The sequence below is a fragment of the Clavibacter michiganensis genome, from assembly GCF_016907085.1.
Classification (GTDB): Bacteria; Actinomycetota; Actinomycetes; order Actinomycetales; family Microbacteriaceae; genus Clavibacter; species Clavibacter michiganensis_O.
Genome location: NZ_JAFBBJ010000001.1, coordinates 781,811 through 797,398, shown reverse-complemented (window position 1 = coordinate 797,398; position 15,588 = coordinate 781,811). Strand labels below are relative to the sequence as shown.

The window sequence follows — 15,588 nt, the reverse complement described above, 5'->3', positions numbered from 1 at the left end:
TGCCGTCCGGTCCGCCGGCGGGCGGGCCCCGGGTCAGGCCCGGCGCGCCGGATCCAGGTCGACGATCGCCCCGAGGTCCGCGATGCCGCCGAACCGCAGCAGCGACAGCTCCCCGTCGACCACGCCGAACGTGTGGGCGGAGCCGTTCTCGATCATGGGCCCCGGACGGCTGCCGAGGGACGCGTCGAGGCTGCGGGCGAGCGCCGCGATGACGCCGCCGTGCGACACGGCGATGATCGACCCGCCGGGGTGCCGCTCCGCCAGGCGCAGGAGCGCGGCTCCCGCGCGCTCGGTGACGGACTCCACGGTCTCGCGGCCGGGCACGTCGTTGTCCGGGAAGCGCGCCTCGATCTCGGAGTGGGTGAGCCCCTCCGCGAGGCCGTAGCGGCGCTCCGCCAGCGCGGGCTCCGGAAGCGGACCCGTCGTGGGGCTGCCGCCGAGCGCGAGGTGCTCGGCGATGATCGACGCCGTCTCGAAGGCGCGGCTCAGCGGGCTCGCGTGCACCGCGTCCCAGCCCGCGCCGCCGGCGACCGCCGCGGCGAGCAGCGCGCCCGCGGTGGCGGCCTGCGCGCGGCCGGTGTCGTCGAGCGGGATGTCGCTGGAACCCTGCACGCGCCGCTCCACGTTCCACGCGGTGCGGCCGTGGCGCACGAGCACGATGCGCGTCATGACGCGAGCTCCGTCGCGATCGCCCGGAGGATCTCGCTCGTGCCGCCCTCCAGCCGCACGGTGGCGCGGGTGTCGCCCTTGGTGGTGCCGCGGTTGAGGATCACGATCGGCATGCGGCTCCTCCGGGCGATCTCGAGCAGGCGGATGCCGGAGTTGACCGCGAGGGACGACCCGGCGATGAGCAGCACGTCCGCGTCCGAGACGATGGCGCCCGCGTCGCGGAAGCGCTCGGTGGGCACGAGCTCCCCGAAGAACACCACGTCGGGCTTGAGCATGCCGCCGCAGACGCTGCAGACGGGGATCCGGAAGCGGTCGACGTCGTGCACCTGCGCGTCGCCGTCCGGGTTGAGCTCGACCGCGTCGGGCTGGTCGAGCCACGGGTTCTCGGCGCTAATGCGGTCGGCGATCGCGGAGCGCGCGTAGGCCTGGCCGCAGTCGAGGCAGAGGACGCGGTCGAGCGAGCCGTGCAGGTCCACGACGCGACGTGATCCCGCGCGCTCGTGCAGGCCGTCGACGTTCTGCGTGACGAGACCGCCCACCACGCCGGCGGCCTCGAGGTCGGCGAGCGCCCGGTGCCCGTCGTTGGGGCGCGCGGAGCTGAAGGCCTTCCAGCCGAGGTGCCCGCCCGCCCAGTAGCGGCGGCGGAAGTCGTCGCCCTCGCTGCGGAACTGCTGGAACGTCATGGGGTTGCGCTTCGGCGCGCCCTCGCCGCGGTAGTCGGGGATGCCCGAGTCGGTGCTGAGGCCGGCGCCCGTGAGGACGGCGGTGCGGCGGCCGCGCATCAGCTCGACCGCCTCGGCGATCGTGGACCCCGCGGGGGGTCGGGGATCGTCACGGAGAGCGGTGCTCATGGGGCCTCCCGGTGCCGAGCTGGCGCCCGGCCCGGTCGGCGGGCGGCGACGGGGCAGGGCATCATTGTCCTGTCGAGTCTAGACAGCGCATCCCCGCGACGGCTCCGCGCGAACTGGCTCCGCACCCCTCGCAGGCGGACCGAGAGAGGACCGGCGTGCACATCCACCGCATCGAGGACCTCTCCTCGCCGGGCCTCGAGGACTACTCGCGTCTCACGGACGTGGCCCTCCGTCGCGTGAGCGAGCCCGCGGGCGGCCTCTACATCGCCGAGTCGACCAAGGTCATGGGCCGCGCGCTCGCCGCGGGGCACGTGCCGCGCTCGGTCCTCGTGCAGGAGCAGTGGCTCGACGACGTCGCGCCGCTCCTCGATGGCTTCCCCGACGTGCCCGTGTTCGTGGGCGCGGCCGCCGTGCTCGAGCGGCTCACGGGCTACAACCTGCATCGCGGGGCGCTCGCCGCCATGCACCGCCCGCCGCTGCCCGCGGTCGCCGACGTCCTGCGGGACGCGCGCCGGGTCGTCGTGCTGGAGGACATCGTCGACCACACGAACGTCGGGGCGATCTTCCGCGCCGTCGCGGGCATCGGCGCCGACGCCGTGCTCATCACCCCGCGCTGCGCCGACCCGCTCTACCGGAGGAGCGTGCGCGTCAGCATGGGCACAGTGCTGCAGGTGCCGTGGACGCGCCTCCCCGAGTGGCCGGAGGCCGCGCCGCTCCTGCACGAGGCCGGCTTCCACCTCGCGGCGCTCGCGCTGGAGGACGACGCGGTGACGCTCGACGCCTTCGCCGCGGACCCGCCCGAGCGGATCGCGCTCGTGCTCGGCACCGAGGGCGACGGCCTGAGCCGGCACGCGCTCCGCCACGCGGACTCGACGGTCGTGATCCCCATGCTGCACGGCGTCGACTCGCTCAACGTGGCCGCGGCGAGCGCCGTCGCCCTCTACGCGCTGCGGGTCCCCGCGTGAGCCGCACCCGCCGCCTCACGCTGGCCGGCGTCGCCGCGGCGCTCCTGGTCTCGGCGGGCGTGTACGTCCCCGTCACCCTCACGGCGGATCCGCCGGCCGCGGTCGCGCAGGTCGACGCCCCGTCGCCCGTCGTCAACGTCCCGACGCCCGAGACGTGGCCGGCCGCGGGCGTGTCCGCCGTCGGCGCAGTCGGGTTCGACGGCGTCCTCGCGACGAACGACCAGGATCCGACGCCCCGGCCGATGGCGAGCATCACCAAGACCGTGACGGCCCTCGTCGTGCTGAAGGCGAAGCCGCTCGCGCCCGGGGAGGACGGGCCGCAGGTCACCTTCACGGCCGAGGACGAGGCGCTCCGCGGCGAGATCCTCAAGCAGGACGGCATCGTCGAGCCCGCGGTGCCGGGCACGAGCCTCTCGCAGCGCGACCTCCTGGAGGGCGCGCTGCTCGCCAGCGCCAACAACTACGCCGCGGCGCTCGGGGTGTGGGCGTACGGCTCGAACGACGCCTTCGTCGCGGCCGCGAACGCCTGGCTCGCGGAGCAGGGGCTGACCGGCACGCACGTCGCCGACGCGATGGGGCTCTCGCCCGAGACCGTGAGCACGACGTCCGACCTCGTCCGCATCGGCGAGATGGTGCTCGCCGACCCGGTCCTCTCGGGCATCGTCGACCAGCGCAGCGCCGACGTGGCGGGCGTGGGGAACGTGGAGAACCGCAACATGCTCGCGGGCGTGCCCGGATTCCGCGGCATCAAGACGGGCACGCTGGAGCAGGCCGGCAAGTGCCTGCTCTGGGCGGTGGACACGAAGGTGGGCGACCGCGACGTGACGCTCGTCGGCGTGACGCTCGGGGCGCAGGACCACGCCGAGCTGGCCCGCCAGGTGACCGCGCTGCTGCCGACGGTCGCGGCGAACCTGCACGTCGTGCAGGTGGCGACGGCGGGGGAGCCGTTCGCCGACTACACGACCGCGTGGGGCGCGACCGCGCAGGCCGTCGCCACCGAGGACGAGTCGCTGCTCGTCTGGGGCGACACGCCCGTCACCACGGCCGTCGAGGCGTCCGGATCCGGGGAGGCCGCCGCCGGCACCGAGGTCGGCGCGGCCACGGTCACGGCCGGGCAGCAGACCGTGCGGGTGCCGCTGGCGCTCGACCGCGCGATCCCGGGGCCCGACGGCTGGTGGCGGCTCGGCAACCCGGGCGAGCTGCTCGGCTGAGGCCCCGCCGGCCCGTCAGCTCCCGGCGTCGACCCGCGTCCACGGCGACGCGTCCGGCCGCTTGGCCGTCCGCCCGTCGCCCGAGGACTGGTGGCGGAGGCGTCGCAGCACCCACGGCACGAAGTACGAGCGCGCCCAGTCGATGTCGCCCGCGCGCGCCTGGCTCCAGGTGCGCGGCGGCAGCGGCTCGGGCTTGAGGGGCTCGAGGTCGTTCTCCACGGCGAGCGCCTGCAGCACCATGCGTGCGACGGTGTGGTGCCCGAGCGGCGCGAGGTGCAGCCGGTCGACGTCCCACATGCGCGGATCCTGGATCTCGGTGAGCGACCACTGGTCGGCCACGATGCAGTCGTGCCGGGCGGCGACCGCGCGGATGTCCTCGTTGTAGATCGCGACCTTGCCGCGGAGGCGCCCGAACACGGGGGAGAACTTGACGTCCGTGCCCGTGAAGAGCACCACGGTCGCGCCCTCGGAGGAGAGCCGGGCGACCATGGCGTCGAGGCGCTCCGCCAGGCGGTCGGGATCGGCGCCGGGCCGGAGGATGTCGTTGCCGCCCGCCGAGAGCGAGACGAGGTCGGGGTGCAGCGCGAGCGCGGGCTCGACCTGCTCGTCCGCGATCTGCCCGAGGAGACGGCCGCGGATCGCGAGGTTGGCGTAGGAGAAGCCGTCGACCTGGTCGGCCAGCACCTCCGCCACCCGGTCGGCCCAGCCGCGGTGCCCGCCGGGGCTCCCCGGCTCGGGATCGCCGATGCCCTCCGTGAAGGAGTCGCCGAGGGCGACGTAGCGGCGCCAGGGGTGGGGCTGGGTCATGCGGGTCCTTCCGGGTGGGTCGCTCCCATCATAGGAACGCCCTCGCGCGGCCCTCGGGAATGCCGGCGCGGATCCATTGGTTGAGCATTCAAGCAACTGGATGCACCACCGAGGAACGAGGACCCATGCCCGACCTGCTCTCCGCCGACACGACCATGGGTCCCGTGACCCTGCTGGTCGGCGACCTCGACCGGATGACCGCCTACTACCGCGACGCCGTCGGCCTCGAGCAGCTGGACGAGGGGACGGAGTCCGCGACGCTCGGGCGCGGGGGAGTGCCCGCGGTGGTCCTCGAGCCCGCACGCGGACTCGACCTCCCGAGCCCCGGGAACGCCGGCCTCTTCCACACGGCCGTGCTCTTCGACGAGCCCGCCGCGCTCGCTCGCTCCGTGGCCTCGCTCGCGCGGCGCGCGCCCGGCACCTTCACCGGCAGCGCCGACCACCTCGTGAGCCGCGCGTTCTACTTCACCGACCCCGAGGGCAACGGCGTGGAGCTCTACACCGACCGCCCGCGCGACGAGTGGACCTGGCAGGACGGGCGGGTCGTCATGGACAGCCTGCGGCTCGACCCGAACGCGTTCCTCCGCGACGAGCTCGCGCCGGTCGGCGACGCGGCCTCCGAGGCGGCGGGCATCGGGCACGTGCACCTCCAGGTGGGCGACACGGAGACCGCGGGAGCGTTCTACGTCGACACGCTCGGCTTCGAGCTCGTCGCGGGATGGCACGGATCCGCGATCTTCGTGTCCGCGGGCGGCTACCACCACCACATGGCCATGAACACGTGGAACAGCCGCGGCGCCGGCCGCCGTCCCGCGACGCTCGGGCTCGGCACCGTGCGCATCGAGGTGCCCACGCGCGACGAGGTCGAGGCGGTCGACGCGCGCCTCCGGGCCGCGGGAGTCGCCACGCGCGACGACGGCCGTGCTCTCGCCTTCGAGGATCCCTGGGGCAACGCGCTGGTGCTGTCGGCCGCCTGATCCCGCGGCGTCAGGCGGGCCGGGCGATGTGCGCACGAGGGAGGATGGGCGCATGACGCCCGCCGCCCCGGCCGACCCGCTCGATCCGCTCGCGCACCTCGACGACGCGCTCCTCGACCGGATCCGCTCCCGCGCCCCCGGGTACGACGCCCGCAACGCGTTCTTCGCCGAGGACCTCGACGAGCTCCGCGACGCCGGCCACCTCCGACTCCTCGTGCCGCACGACCTCGGGGGGTCAGGGGCCTCCCTCGCCGACGCCGTGCGCGCGCAGCACCTCCTCGCGCAGGCGGCGCCCGCGACGGCGCTCGGCGTGGGGATGCACCTCGTCTGGACGGCCGTCGCCCGGATCCTCGCCGGCCACGGCGACGACTCCCTCCGCGGCGTGCTCGAGGACGCGGGCCGCGACGAGCTGCTGGCGTTCGCGATCAGCGAGCCCGGCAACGACCAGGCGCTCGCCGACGCGCTCACCCGGGCCGAGCCCGACGCCGACGGCGGGTACCGGTTCACGGGGACCAAGTCGACGTCGAGCATGGCGCCCGCCTGGACCCGGCTCGGGCTCTTCGGGCGCGACGACACGGATCCGGAGCGGCCGCTCCTCGTGCACGCCTTCGTGCCGCGCGACGCGCCCGGCCTCGAGATCGTGCCCGACTGGGACACGCTCGGCATGCGGGCGACGCAGAGCCACACGGTGATCCTCCGCGACGTGCGCGCGGAGCCCGCCGACGTGGTCCGCCGCCGCGAGCACGGCCGTCGCGACGACCCGTTCGCGCTCGCCGTCCTGCAGGCGTTCGAGCTGCTCATCGCCGCCGTCTACGCCGGGATCGGGCAGCGCGCGCTCGACCTCGCCGTCGCGTCCGCGCTCCGCCGCACCTCGCGCGCGGCCGGCGGCGCCGCGCTCGCCGCGGACCCCGGGATCCGCCACCTCGTCGCCGAGGCCGCGCTCGCGCAGGACGCGCTCCTCCCGCAGCTCACGGCGCTCGCGGACGACGTCGACCGCGGCGTCGACCACGGCGACCGCTGGGCGTCCCTCCTCGTCGGCGCCAAGGTCCGGTCGACGCGCACGGCGGCCGAGGTCGTGCAGCGGGCGGTCGCCGTCGCGGGCGGGGGATCCCTCCGCACGGGCGACGAGCTCGGCCGCCTGTACCGCGACGTGCTCGCCGGCGGCTTCCACCCGTCGAGCGACCGGCAGGCCGCGGAGACCATCGCGACCACTCTGCTCGGTCCGGTGCCGCGCTCGTCCTGAGCGCCGCCCGGACGGTCCGGGGGAGCCGGTCGGGCGGCCACCGGCGCGACGCGCCCGGACCGTCACGGAGCCCCGGATCCGCCCGCGTCCCGCGCCGCCGATCCGAGGCCGTGGGCCACGCGGATCCGCCCGCCGCGCACCGCACGGACGCCTCCGCGATCGACGGGAGCGATCCCGCAGGCGGGTATCGTGAGGTCGAGTGAGCACCATGCCGACCCCTCCACCGCACGTCGGATCCGCCGCGGCCGAGCACCTCTCGCCGGCCTTCCCGGAGCGCGCCGCCTGGGGCACCGTCAGCAAGCTGCGGGCCTGGCAGGAAGAGGCCCTCACCGCGTACTTCGAGAACGAGCCGCGCGACTTCCTCGCCAACGCGACGCCGGGCGCCGGCAAGACCACGTTCGCGCTCCGCCTCGCCTCCGAGCTGCTGCACCGCAAGACCGTCGACAAGGTCACCGTCGTCGCGCCCACCGAGCACCTCAAGAAGCAGTGGGCCGACGCGGCGGCGCGCGCGGGCGTCCGCCTCGACCCCATGTACAGCAACGCGTCCGGCGCGCTCGGCCGGCACTACCACGGCGCCGCCGTCACGTACGCGCAGGTCGCCGCGAACCCCTACCTGCACAAGACCATGACCGAGTCGAGCCGCACCCTCGTGATCCTCGACGAGGTCCACCACGGCGGCGACGCGCTCAGCTGGGGCGACGCGATCCGCGAGGCCTTCGAGCGCGCCACCCGCCGCCTCTCGCTCACGGGGACGCCCTTCCGCTCCGACACGGCGCCCATCCCGTTCGTGAGCTATCTCCGCGACCACCGCGGCGTCCGCCTCTCGCAGACCGACTACGACTACGGCTACGGCCGCGCGCTCGCCGACGGCGTCGTGCGGCCCGTCATCTTCCTCGCCTACGCCGGCAGCATGCGCTGGCGGAACAAGATGGGCGACGAGATGGAGGCCCAGCTCGCCGAGGGCAACACGAAGGACATCACGTCGCAGGCGTGGCGCACCGCGCTCGCGCCCGACGGCGAGTGGATCCCGCAGGTGCTCGCCGCCGCCGACCGGCGCCTCAGCGAGGTGCGGCAGTCCATCCCCGATGCCGGCGGCCTCGTCATCGCGACCGACCACACGACCGCCCGGGCCTACGCGGCGATCCTGCAGCGGATCAGCGGGCAGCCCGTCACGCTCGTGCTCTCCGACGACGTCGAGGCGAGCGCCAACATCGACCGCTTCTCCGCCGGCACCTCGCGCTGGATGGTCGCGGTGCGCATGGTCTCCGAGGGCGTCGACGTGCCGCGGCTCGCCGTCGGCGTGTACGCCACGAGCGCGTCCACCCCCCTGTTCTTCGCGCAGGCCATCGGCCGCTTCGTGCGGGCGCGCCGCCGCGGCGAGACGGCGTCGATCTTCCTGCCGAGCGTGCCCAACCTCCTCGTGCTCGCCAACGAGCTCGAGCGCCAGCGCGACCACGCGCTCGACCGCGACTCCTCGAAGGAGGGCGACCTCTACAACCCCGAGGACGCCATGATGGGCGAGGCGAACCGCAGCGAGAAGGGGTCCGACTCCCTCCTCAGCGAGTTCTCGTTCGAGGCGATGGGATCCGAGGCCACGTTCGACAAGGTGCTCTTCGACGGCGCCGAGTTCGGGCAGATGGCCGACGTCGGCAGCCTCGAGGAGGAGGAGTTCATCGGGCTCCCCGGCATCCTCGAGCCCGAGCAGGTGCGCGAGCTGCTCGCCCAGCGGCAGCACCGGCAGTCCAAGCACGCGAGCGAGCGCGAGCGGAAGCAGGCCGAGAGCGGCGCCCCGAAGGATCCCGACGACATCCCGCTGTACCGCACGCTCAAGGAGCAGCGACAGCTCCTCAACAGCCTCGTCGGGATGCGCGCGAAGCTGCACGGCGAGCCGCACGGGCTCGTCCACGCGGAGCTCCGCCGCGTGTGCGGCGGGCCGGCGGTCGGCCAGTGCAGCGTGACGCAGCTGCAGCAGCGCATCGACCAGCTCCGGAAGTGGATGCGCAGCTAGCGCGCTCGGGCCGTCCACCTCGGCCGACGGCCGCCTCGGCTACGGTGTCGCGCATGGACTGGCGCGAGGGCCGGATCGGGTCGGCTCGAAGAGGAGAGAACCCCACCGTCCTCGCCGAGCTGGTGGCGGGGTACGCCGTCATCGGCGACGTGCAGTTCCTCCCGGGCTACTGCGTGCTGCTCGGCACGGACCCGGCCGCCACGGCGCTCGCGGAGATGCCGCGCATCGAGCGGGTGCGCTTCCTGGCCGACGCCGACCTCCTCGCCACCGCCGTCGAGCGGGTCTGCCGCGACCTCGTCCCGGGGTCCCGGCGCGTGAACATCGAGGTGCTGGGCAACGCCGACGCCTTCGTCCACGCGCACGTCTGGCCGCGGTACGCGTGGGAGCCGCCGGGGCTCGTCGCGCGCCCCGTCTGGCTGCACCCCGCCGAGCGGTGGCACGACCCCGCGACCGCGCTCGGCGACGCGCACGACGAGCTGCGCGTGCGGATCCGCGACGAGCTCCGGGAACTCGCCCGGGACGACGCGGTCGAGGTCAGGGCGCCGTGACGAACCCGTGGTCCACCATGAAGTCGTAGGCGACGTCCGCGGGCTCCTCGCCCTGGTCGTCGACGCGGAGGTTCATCTCGCGGAGGGCGTCGTCCGTGATGACGGGGGAGATCCGGTCGAAGACGTCCTGGAGCCCCGGGTACTCGGCGAGGGTCGCCGAGTCGAGGACCGGCGCGACGTTGTAGGCCGGGAAGAAGCCGAGGTCGTCCTGGAGGATCGTGAGGCCGAGCTTGTCGATCCGGCCGTCGGTCGTGAACACCTCGCCGAACTGGCACGTGCCGCGGTCCGTCGCCGTGTAGACCGCGCCCGTGTCGAAGATCGACACGTTGCCGTCGGGCACGCCGTCCGCGGATCCGCGCGGGATGCCGTAGGTCTCCAGCAGCGGCGACAGGCCGTCGGAGCGCGAGTTGAACTCCGCCTCCACGCAGAACGTGCGCTGGTCCACAGGCAGGTCCTTGATCTCGGACAGCTTCGTGATGCCGAGCTCGTCGGCCTCCTCGCTGCGGATGGCGAGCGCGTACGTGTTGTTGAGCGGTGCCGGTGTCAGCCAGGTGAGCCCGTTGGCCGCGTCGGCGTCGCGCACGGCCTCGTACTGCGCGCGCTGGTCCGGGATGCCCTTCGCCTCGCCCAGGTAGCTGAGCCACGCGGTGCCCGTGTACTCCCACGTCATGTCGGCGCCGTGGCTCGTCATGAGCTCGCGGGCGGGCACGCTGCCGGGGACGTTCGTCTGGTCGGTGACGTCGAACCCGGCCGCCTTCGCCGCGATGACGGCGATCTTGCCGAGGATCAGCTGCTCGGTGAAGTTCTTCGACGTGACCGTGAGGTGCGCGCCGGCCGGCAGGTCGAGCGGCTGGATGGAGCCGGGCGCGGTGTCCGGGACGTAGGCCGTCGCGGGCTGCAGTCCGCAGCCGGTGAGCGTCGCGAGGGCCGCGGCCACGAGCGCGGGCACGCCGAGCGCGCGACGCAGGCGCGCGGAGCGGGGGAGGGTCGTCACGGTCAGAGTCCCTTCGGGCGGGCGACGTGCTCGACGACGCGGCCGAGCCAGTCGATGGCGAGCGCGAGGAGCGAGATGAGCAGGGCACCCGAGATCAGCACGGGGTAGAGGTAGAGGCTGACGCCGGTGGTGATGAGCACGCCGAGCCCGCCGCCGTTGACGAACGCGGCGAGCGCCGCCGTCCCGACGAGGAGCACGAGCGCGGTCCGGATCCCCGCGAGCATCACCGGCACGGCGAGCGGCAGCTCGATGCGGAAGAGCACGGACGTGCGGCTCATCCCCATGCCACGGCCGGCCTCGACGAGGCGCTCGTCGACGCCGCGGATCCCGATCATGGTGTTCCGCAGCACGGGGAGCGCCGCGTAGAGCACGAGGGCCACGAGGCTGGCGGTGAACCCGCTTCCCGTCATCACCATGCTCAGCAGCACGACGAGCCCGATCGCGGGTGCCGCCTGGCCGAAGTTCGCGACCGCGAGCACGGGTGCGGAGTAGCCGCGGAACCGCCCGCGGGTGAGCAGCACCCCGAGCGGGACCGCGATGACGAGCACGATCGCCGCGGCCGAGAAGGTGAGCACCAGGTGCTCGAGCGTGGACTTCCCCAGCGCCGCGGGGTCGAGCGTGGTGCGCTCCGCGGCGGTGAGCGGCGCCACCGCGAGCCAGACGAGGTACGCCCCCAGCACCGCCGCGATCGCGACCGGCTGCGCGATGAGGCCGCGCCAGCCCTGCGCGCCGCCGACGGCGTCGGTGCGCGCGTCGGTCACGGCGCTCATCCGTCCTGCCCGTCGTGCGCGGCGGGCGACGCGTCGGCCGCCGCCTGCTCGGCTCGCGCGGCGTCGGCGCCCACGGTGCCGATCGTGCCGGTGTTCGTGCCGACGGGCGCGCCCTCGACGCCGCCGGCCGCCTGGGCCCGGACGCTCGTGATGGCGTCCATGACCGTCTCGACGTCGATCACGCCGAGGAAAGCCCCGCCGCGACCCGTGACGAGCGCGGCGCCCGCGCTGGAGACGAGCATGGTGTCGAGCGCGTCGTTGAGGGTCGCGCGGGAGCCGATCACCGGCAGGCGCGGCTCCGGCACGGCGCCGATCACGTCGAGCCGGCCGAGCTGGCGGCGGGACGGCCACTGGAGCGGGCGCTGGCGGGCGTCGACGACCACCGCGTGCCCGTGGCCGACCTCGTCCATGCGGGCGAGCACGTCGCGCGCGGCGTCGCCCGGGTGCGCGACGACGGCGTCCGCGAGCGGCACCTCGTCGACGCGGCGCAGCGTGAGCTGCTTGAGGCCGGCGCCCGAGCCGATGAACTCCTCGACGAACGCGTCGGCGGGCTCGGCGAGGATCCGCTCCGGAGTGTCGTACTGCACGATGCGGGCGCCCTCGGCGAAGACGACGATCCAGTCGCCGAGCTTCACGGCCTCGTCGAAGTCGTGCGTGACGATGACGATGGTCTTCTGCAGCTCGGCCTGGATGCGGATCAGCTCGTCCTGCAGGCGCTGCCGCGTGATCGGGTCCACGGCGCCGAACGGCTCGTCCATGAGGAGCACGGGCGGGTCGGCGGCGAGCGCCCGGGCGACGCCGACGCGCTGCTGCTGGCCGCCGGAGAGCTCCTTCGGGTAGCGGTCGCGGTACTGCTCGGGGTCGAGCGAGACCAGCTCGAGGAGCTCGTCCACGCGGGCGCGGATGCGGGCGGCGTCCCAGCCGAGCATCTTCGGCACCACGGCGATGTTCGCGGCCACGGTCATGTGCGGGAAGAGGCCGCCGGCCTGGATCACGTAGCCGATGCGTCGCCGCAGCTCGTCGCCGTCGATGCCCGTCACGTCCTCGTCGCCGAGGACGACGCGGCCCTCGGTGGGCTCGATGAGCCGGTTGATCATCTTCAGCGTCGTGGTCTTGCCGCAGCCGGAGGGGCCGACGAGCATGACGATCTTGCCGGCCGGGATCTCCAGCGTGATGCCGTCGACGGCGGGCTTCGCCTGTCCCGGGTACCGCTTGGTGACTCCGTCGAGCAGGATCGAGCGGCCGCTGATCTCGGGGGTGGTGGTGGTCTCAGACACGGATGCCTCTCGGGGTGGTGAGCCGGCCGATGCCGACGAGGACGAGGTCGAGCAGGAGGGCGAGCAGGACGACGCCGATGACGCCGGTGAGGACGGACTCGGTCGCGTTCGCGCCGCCGAGGCGGGAGAGCCCGGAGAAGATGAAGCCGCCGAGCCCGGGGCCGAGCACGTAGGCGGCGACCGCCGCGATGCCCATGACCATCTGCGCCGACACGCGGATGCCGCCGAGGATCACGGGCCACGCGAGCGGGAGCTCGACGCGCAGCAGCGTGCGGACGCGGCCCATGCCGATCCCGCGCGCGGACTCCACGATCGCGGGGTCGATGCCGGTGAGGCCGACCACCGCGTTCCGGAGGATCGGCAGCACGGCGAAGAACGTGACGACCGCGACGGCCGGCGCGACGCCGAACCCGAGCGGCGCGATGAGCAGCCCCACGAGCGCGAAGGCGGGGAGCGTCAGCCCGATCGCCGAGACGCTGTTGGCCAGCGAGCTGAGCGGTCGGCTGCGGTACACGAGCGCCGCGATCCCCACGGCGATGACGGTCGCGAGGACGAGGCACTGCACCACGAGGCTGAGGTGCTGCCACGCGGAGAACGCGATCTGGTCGGCGCGGGAGGACAGGAAGTCCCACATGTCGGTCTCCTCAGGATGTGTCGGTCACCGGGAGGGGCATCGGCGGTGGCCCACCCTACGCAGGCGACATGGATGCGCGAAGTTCGCCCCCGGCCGCCCTCCGGTGGTATCACGCGCGTCGCGCGGGCGAGCGCGCGCGCTGTCGTGCTGTACCGGCCTGGGCCGACCCGCGCTCGGGCGTCGTCCAGGCGGGCTCGCCTACGCTCGTGATCCTGGGAGCCGCCCGACCGGTTCCCGCGAGGAGCAATCGATGCCCGTCCCGTCGCGCGACGCCGACGCGTACGCCGTGCTCGGCGTCGAGCCGTCCGCGTCGCAGGACGAGATCCGCCGGGCCTACCGCCGCCGCGTGCGGGACGCCCACCCGGACATGGGCGGCAGCGCCGACGCGTTCCAGGCCGTGCGCGACGCGTTCGAGGCCGTGGGCGATCCCGAGAGCCGTGCCCGCTACGAGCGCACGCTGCGCGACGCGCCGGCACCCGAGGAGCCCGTCGGCCGCGCCCACCCCGCCTCCCCGGGCTCCGCCTCGGCGGGCGACGCATGGGACCCGGCGTCCCGGCGCGGTCGCCCCGGCGCCCCGCGCGAGCGTCCGACCGCGCGCACCCGCAGCTTCGGCCACCCGGGCGGGTTCGCCCGGCTCCGCTACCTGTCCCTCGTGCGCGAGTGGCTGGCGGATCCCGCGGAACCCTCCGTGCCCGCGGCCCCGGTCCCGCCGCGCGGCGGCACCGCGCTGTCCGACCGGCCGGAGCCCTACGTCCGGCGTGCACGCGCGATCGCGCCGCCCGTGCTCGGCGTCCTGCTCGCCCTCGTCCTGCTCGTCTCGGGGCTCGGGGCCCTGGCCGCCGTCATCGGCCTCGTCGTGGGCGCCGCCGCGGGTCTCGCCGCCGCGGGTCCGATCGGGCGCGCCTGGCACCGTGCGGAGGAGCCGCGTCGCCGGGCGGCGGAGCGGATGCAGGAGGAGGCCATCGCGCACGAACGGGCCCTCCGCGCCTATCCGGACCTCATGGCCGCGTACAGCGCGCGCCTCGCCCGCCTCGAGGGGCTGCGCCGGCGATTCGAGGCCGACGCCTACGCACCCGACCTCGTCGCCGAGGTGCCCGAGGCCGCGTCGGCGGCTCTGCGGGCGGCCGTCGCCCAGGAGGAGACCGCGCGCGAGCTGATGGAGCTCGGCCCGTCGTACGCGTTCTGGAACGGCGTCGCCGTGCCGCGCTCGGGCGACGCGATCGACCATCTCGTGCTCGGGCCGCAGGGCCTCGTCGCGGTCGAGTCGGTGCCCGCGGGATCCGCCGCCGCCACGGATCCGTCCGCGCGCGAGGCCGCGCTGCGGAGCCTGGACTCCCGCGCCCGCGCGCTCGCCCGCGAGATGGAGGTGCCCGTCGTCGGCCTCGTGCTCTCGCTGCCGTCCGGGGTCCTCGGCGCCGCGCCCGTCGTCCTGCACGCGGCCGACGACCCGCACGCGCTCCCGGCCTACGCGGTCGCCCGCACGCTCCTGGCCGACCACGTCGCCGCCGGGCTGCCGGGCCTCCACGCGATGGATCCGGAGCGCCTGCTCGCGGTCCGCACCCGCCTGGTGCTCGACGCGCGCTTCGTCTGAGACCGCGACCGCGACCGCGACCGGGGAAGTGTCCGGGCTCAGCGGGGGAGCGGCACGTCCAGCTCGCCCGCGCGCACCATCCACTCGACCGCCTCGCGCGCGGCCTCCTCGCTCGTGAACCGCGGCGCGTAGCCGAGGACGTCGCGGGCCTTGTCGATGCTCGCGACGTGGCTGCGGCTGAGGTGCTGCCAGCTGGCGTCGGCGTGATCCGGCTCGGTCCGGGCGCGGAACCCGTCCCAGTCGAGGTGCTCCAGCTCGGGCTCGCGGCCGAACCACGCGGCGGCCGCCCGGGCGAACCCGCGCACGGACAGCGCGCGCTCGGACACGGCGTGGAAGCTCTCGCCGACGCTCGTCTCGCGGTTGGCGATGGCGAGCTGCACGACCTGCGCGACGTCGTCGGCGTGCACGTGGTGCATCGTCTCGCTGCCGGATCCCGGCACGGCGAGGGGGTCGCCGGTGGCGAGCGCTGTCCACACGGCGGGGTCGAGGTTGCCGAGGGGGGTGATCACGGGCCAGCCGCCGCCGCTGATGTGACCCGGGTGCACCACCGTGCAGGGCACGCCGCCCGACCGGGACTCGGCGATGAGGTAGCGCTCGATCTCGGCCTTCTGGACGCCGTACTCGCCGAACGGCTCCTTCGGGTCGTCCTCGCGCAGCGGCAGGGACGTGCTGAGGCCGTGGGTCCAGATGCTGCCGATGTGGACGAGGTGCCGCACGCGCCCGCGGAGTCCCTCGACGAGGTGGCGCGCCGACTCGGGCGTGAAGCAGACCAGGTCGACGACGACCTCGGGGGCCAGGGCGGCGATCCGGTCGGCGAAGGTGCCGGCCGCGTCCTCGGCGTCGCGGTCGACGCGCACGCGCTCGACGCGATCCCACAGGGGCGACTCGCGGTACGGCTCGCGCGTGCCGCGGCTGACCGCCACGACGTCGTGCCCGGATTCGACGAGTCGGGGGACGAGGAAGGTCCCGATGTGGCCGGTGGCTCCGATGACGACGACGCGCATCCCGTCACCCTAGCGCCGCGCCGGACGCCCGACTCGCCC

15 protein-coding genes are annotated in these 15,588 nt (G+C 74.7%); 7 read left to right on the top strand and 8 right to left on the bottom strand.

The window, feature by feature from the left end:
• Window positions 1-33 precede the first annotated feature (33 nt).
• Window positions 34-669, bottom strand: a complete 636-nt coding sequence (locus JOE38_RS03635) for a histidine phosphatase family protein (RefSeq protein ID WP_204574903.1) — start codon at window positions 667-669, stop codon at window positions 34-36.
• A complete protein-coding gene (locus JOE38_RS03630; protein ID WP_204574902.1) occupies window positions 666-1,520 on the bottom strand; it encodes a Sir2 family NAD-dependent protein deacetylase in 855 nt (284 codons plus the stop codon). The genes JOE38_RS03635 and JOE38_RS03630 overlap by 4 nt, the downstream gene beginning before the upstream one ends.
• A 155-nt stretch (window positions 1,521-1,675) precedes the next feature.
• On the opposite strand from JOE38_RS03630, the gene JOE38_RS03625 reads away from it, so the two are divergent.
• Window positions 1,676-2,485: a TrmH family RNA methyltransferase gene (locus JOE38_RS03625; protein ID WP_204574901.1), complete on the top strand. Its 810-nt coding sequence runs from the start codon at window positions 1,676-1,678 to the stop codon at window positions 2,483-2,485.
• Window positions 2,482-3,696 (top strand): D-alanyl-D-alanine carboxypeptidase family protein, encoded by a 1,215-nt coding sequence (locus JOE38_RS03620; RefSeq protein WP_204574900.1) that lies wholly within the window; start codon window positions 2,482-2,484, stop codon window positions 3,694-3,696. Before JOE38_RS03625 ends, JOE38_RS03620 begins: the two co-directional genes overlap by 4 nt.
• Before the next feature lie 15 nt (window positions 3,697-3,711).
• Here the strand turns inward: JOE38_RS03620 and JOE38_RS03615 are convergent, their stop codons facing one another.
• Window positions 3,712-4,503 carry an SGNH/GDSL hydrolase family protein gene (locus tag JOE38_RS03615; protein WP_204574899.1) on the bottom strand — a complete coding sequence of 264 codons (792 nt, stop codon included), beginning with the start codon at window positions 4,501-4,503 and terminating at the stop codon, window positions 3,712-3,714.
• 125 nt (window positions 4,504-4,628) lie between these two features.
• On the opposite strand from JOE38_RS03615, the gene JOE38_RS03610 reads away from it, so the two are divergent.
• From JOE38_RS03610 to JOE38_RS03595, 4 genes are all read left to right on the top strand, one after another.
• Window positions 4,629-5,480: a VOC family protein gene (locus JOE38_RS03610; RefSeq protein ID WP_204574898.1), complete on the top strand. Its 852-nt coding sequence runs from the start codon at window positions 4,629-4,631 to the stop codon at window positions 5,478-5,480.
• A 52-nt stretch (window positions 5,481-5,532) separates the two neighbouring features.
• Window positions 5,533-6,723, top strand: coding sequence for an acyl-CoA dehydrogenase family protein (locus tag JOE38_RS03605; protein ID WP_204574897.1), 1,191 nt, complete (start codon window positions 5,533-5,535; stop codon window positions 6,721-6,723).
• Window positions 6,724-6,931: 208 nt separating this feature from the next.
• Window positions 6,932-8,731 (top strand): DEAD/DEAH box helicase, encoded by a 1,800-nt coding sequence (locus JOE38_RS03600; protein ID WP_204574896.1) that lies wholly within the window; start codon window positions 6,932-6,934, stop codon window positions 8,729-8,731.
• A 53-nt stretch (window positions 8,732-8,784) separates the two neighbouring features.
• On the top strand, window positions 8,785-9,279 hold the full coding sequence (locus JOE38_RS03595) for a diadenosine tetraphosphate hydrolase (protein WP_204574895.1): 495 nt from the start codon (window positions 8,785-8,787) through the stop codon (window positions 9,277-9,279).
• Here the strand turns inward: JOE38_RS03595 and JOE38_RS03590 are convergent.
• The 4 genes from JOE38_RS03590 to JOE38_RS03575 are packed head-to-tail and all read right to left on the bottom strand — an operon-like array spanning window position 9,266 to window position 12,954.
• Window positions 9,266-10,273, bottom strand: coding sequence for a glycine betaine ABC transporter substrate-binding protein (locus JOE38_RS03590; RefSeq protein ID WP_204574894.1), 1,008 nt, complete (start codon window positions 10,271-10,273; stop codon window positions 9,266-9,268). The genes JOE38_RS03595 and JOE38_RS03590 overlap by 14 nt on opposite strands.
• Window positions 10,274-10,275: 2 nt before the next feature.
• Window positions 10,276-11,043 carry an ABC transporter permease gene (locus JOE38_RS03585; RefSeq protein WP_204574893.1) on the bottom strand — a complete coding sequence of 256 codons (768 nt, stop codon included), beginning with the start codon at window positions 11,041-11,043 and terminating at the stop codon, window positions 10,276-10,278.
• Window positions 11,040-12,320: an ABC transporter ATP-binding protein gene (locus tag JOE38_RS03580; protein ID WP_204574892.1), complete on the bottom strand. Its 1,281-nt coding sequence runs from the start codon at window positions 12,318-12,320 to the stop codon at window positions 11,040-11,042. Before JOE38_RS03580 ends, JOE38_RS03585 begins: the two co-directional genes overlap by 4 nt.
• Complete coding sequence (locus JOE38_RS03575; protein ID WP_043586755.1) at window positions 12,313-12,954, bottom strand: ABC transporter permease; 642 nt, start codon at window positions 12,952-12,954, stop codon at window positions 12,313-12,315. The genes JOE38_RS03580 and JOE38_RS03575 overlap by 8 nt, the downstream gene beginning before the upstream one ends.
• Window positions 12,955-13,204: 250 nt before the next feature.
• On the opposite strand from JOE38_RS03575, the gene JOE38_RS03570 reads away from it, so the two are divergent.
• A complete protein-coding gene (locus JOE38_RS03570; protein WP_204574891.1) occupies window positions 13,205-14,545 on the top strand; it encodes a DnaJ domain-containing protein in 1,341 nt (446 codons plus the stop codon).
• 38 nt (window positions 14,546-14,583) lie between these two features.
• Here the strand turns inward: JOE38_RS03570 and JOE38_RS03565 are convergent, their stop codons facing one another.
• Entirely contained in the window at window positions 14,584-15,549 is a 966-nt protein-coding gene (locus JOE38_RS03565) for an NAD-dependent epimerase/dehydratase family protein (RefSeq protein WP_204574890.1), read from the bottom strand.
• Between the last annotated feature and the right edge of the window lie 39 nt (window positions 15,550-15,588).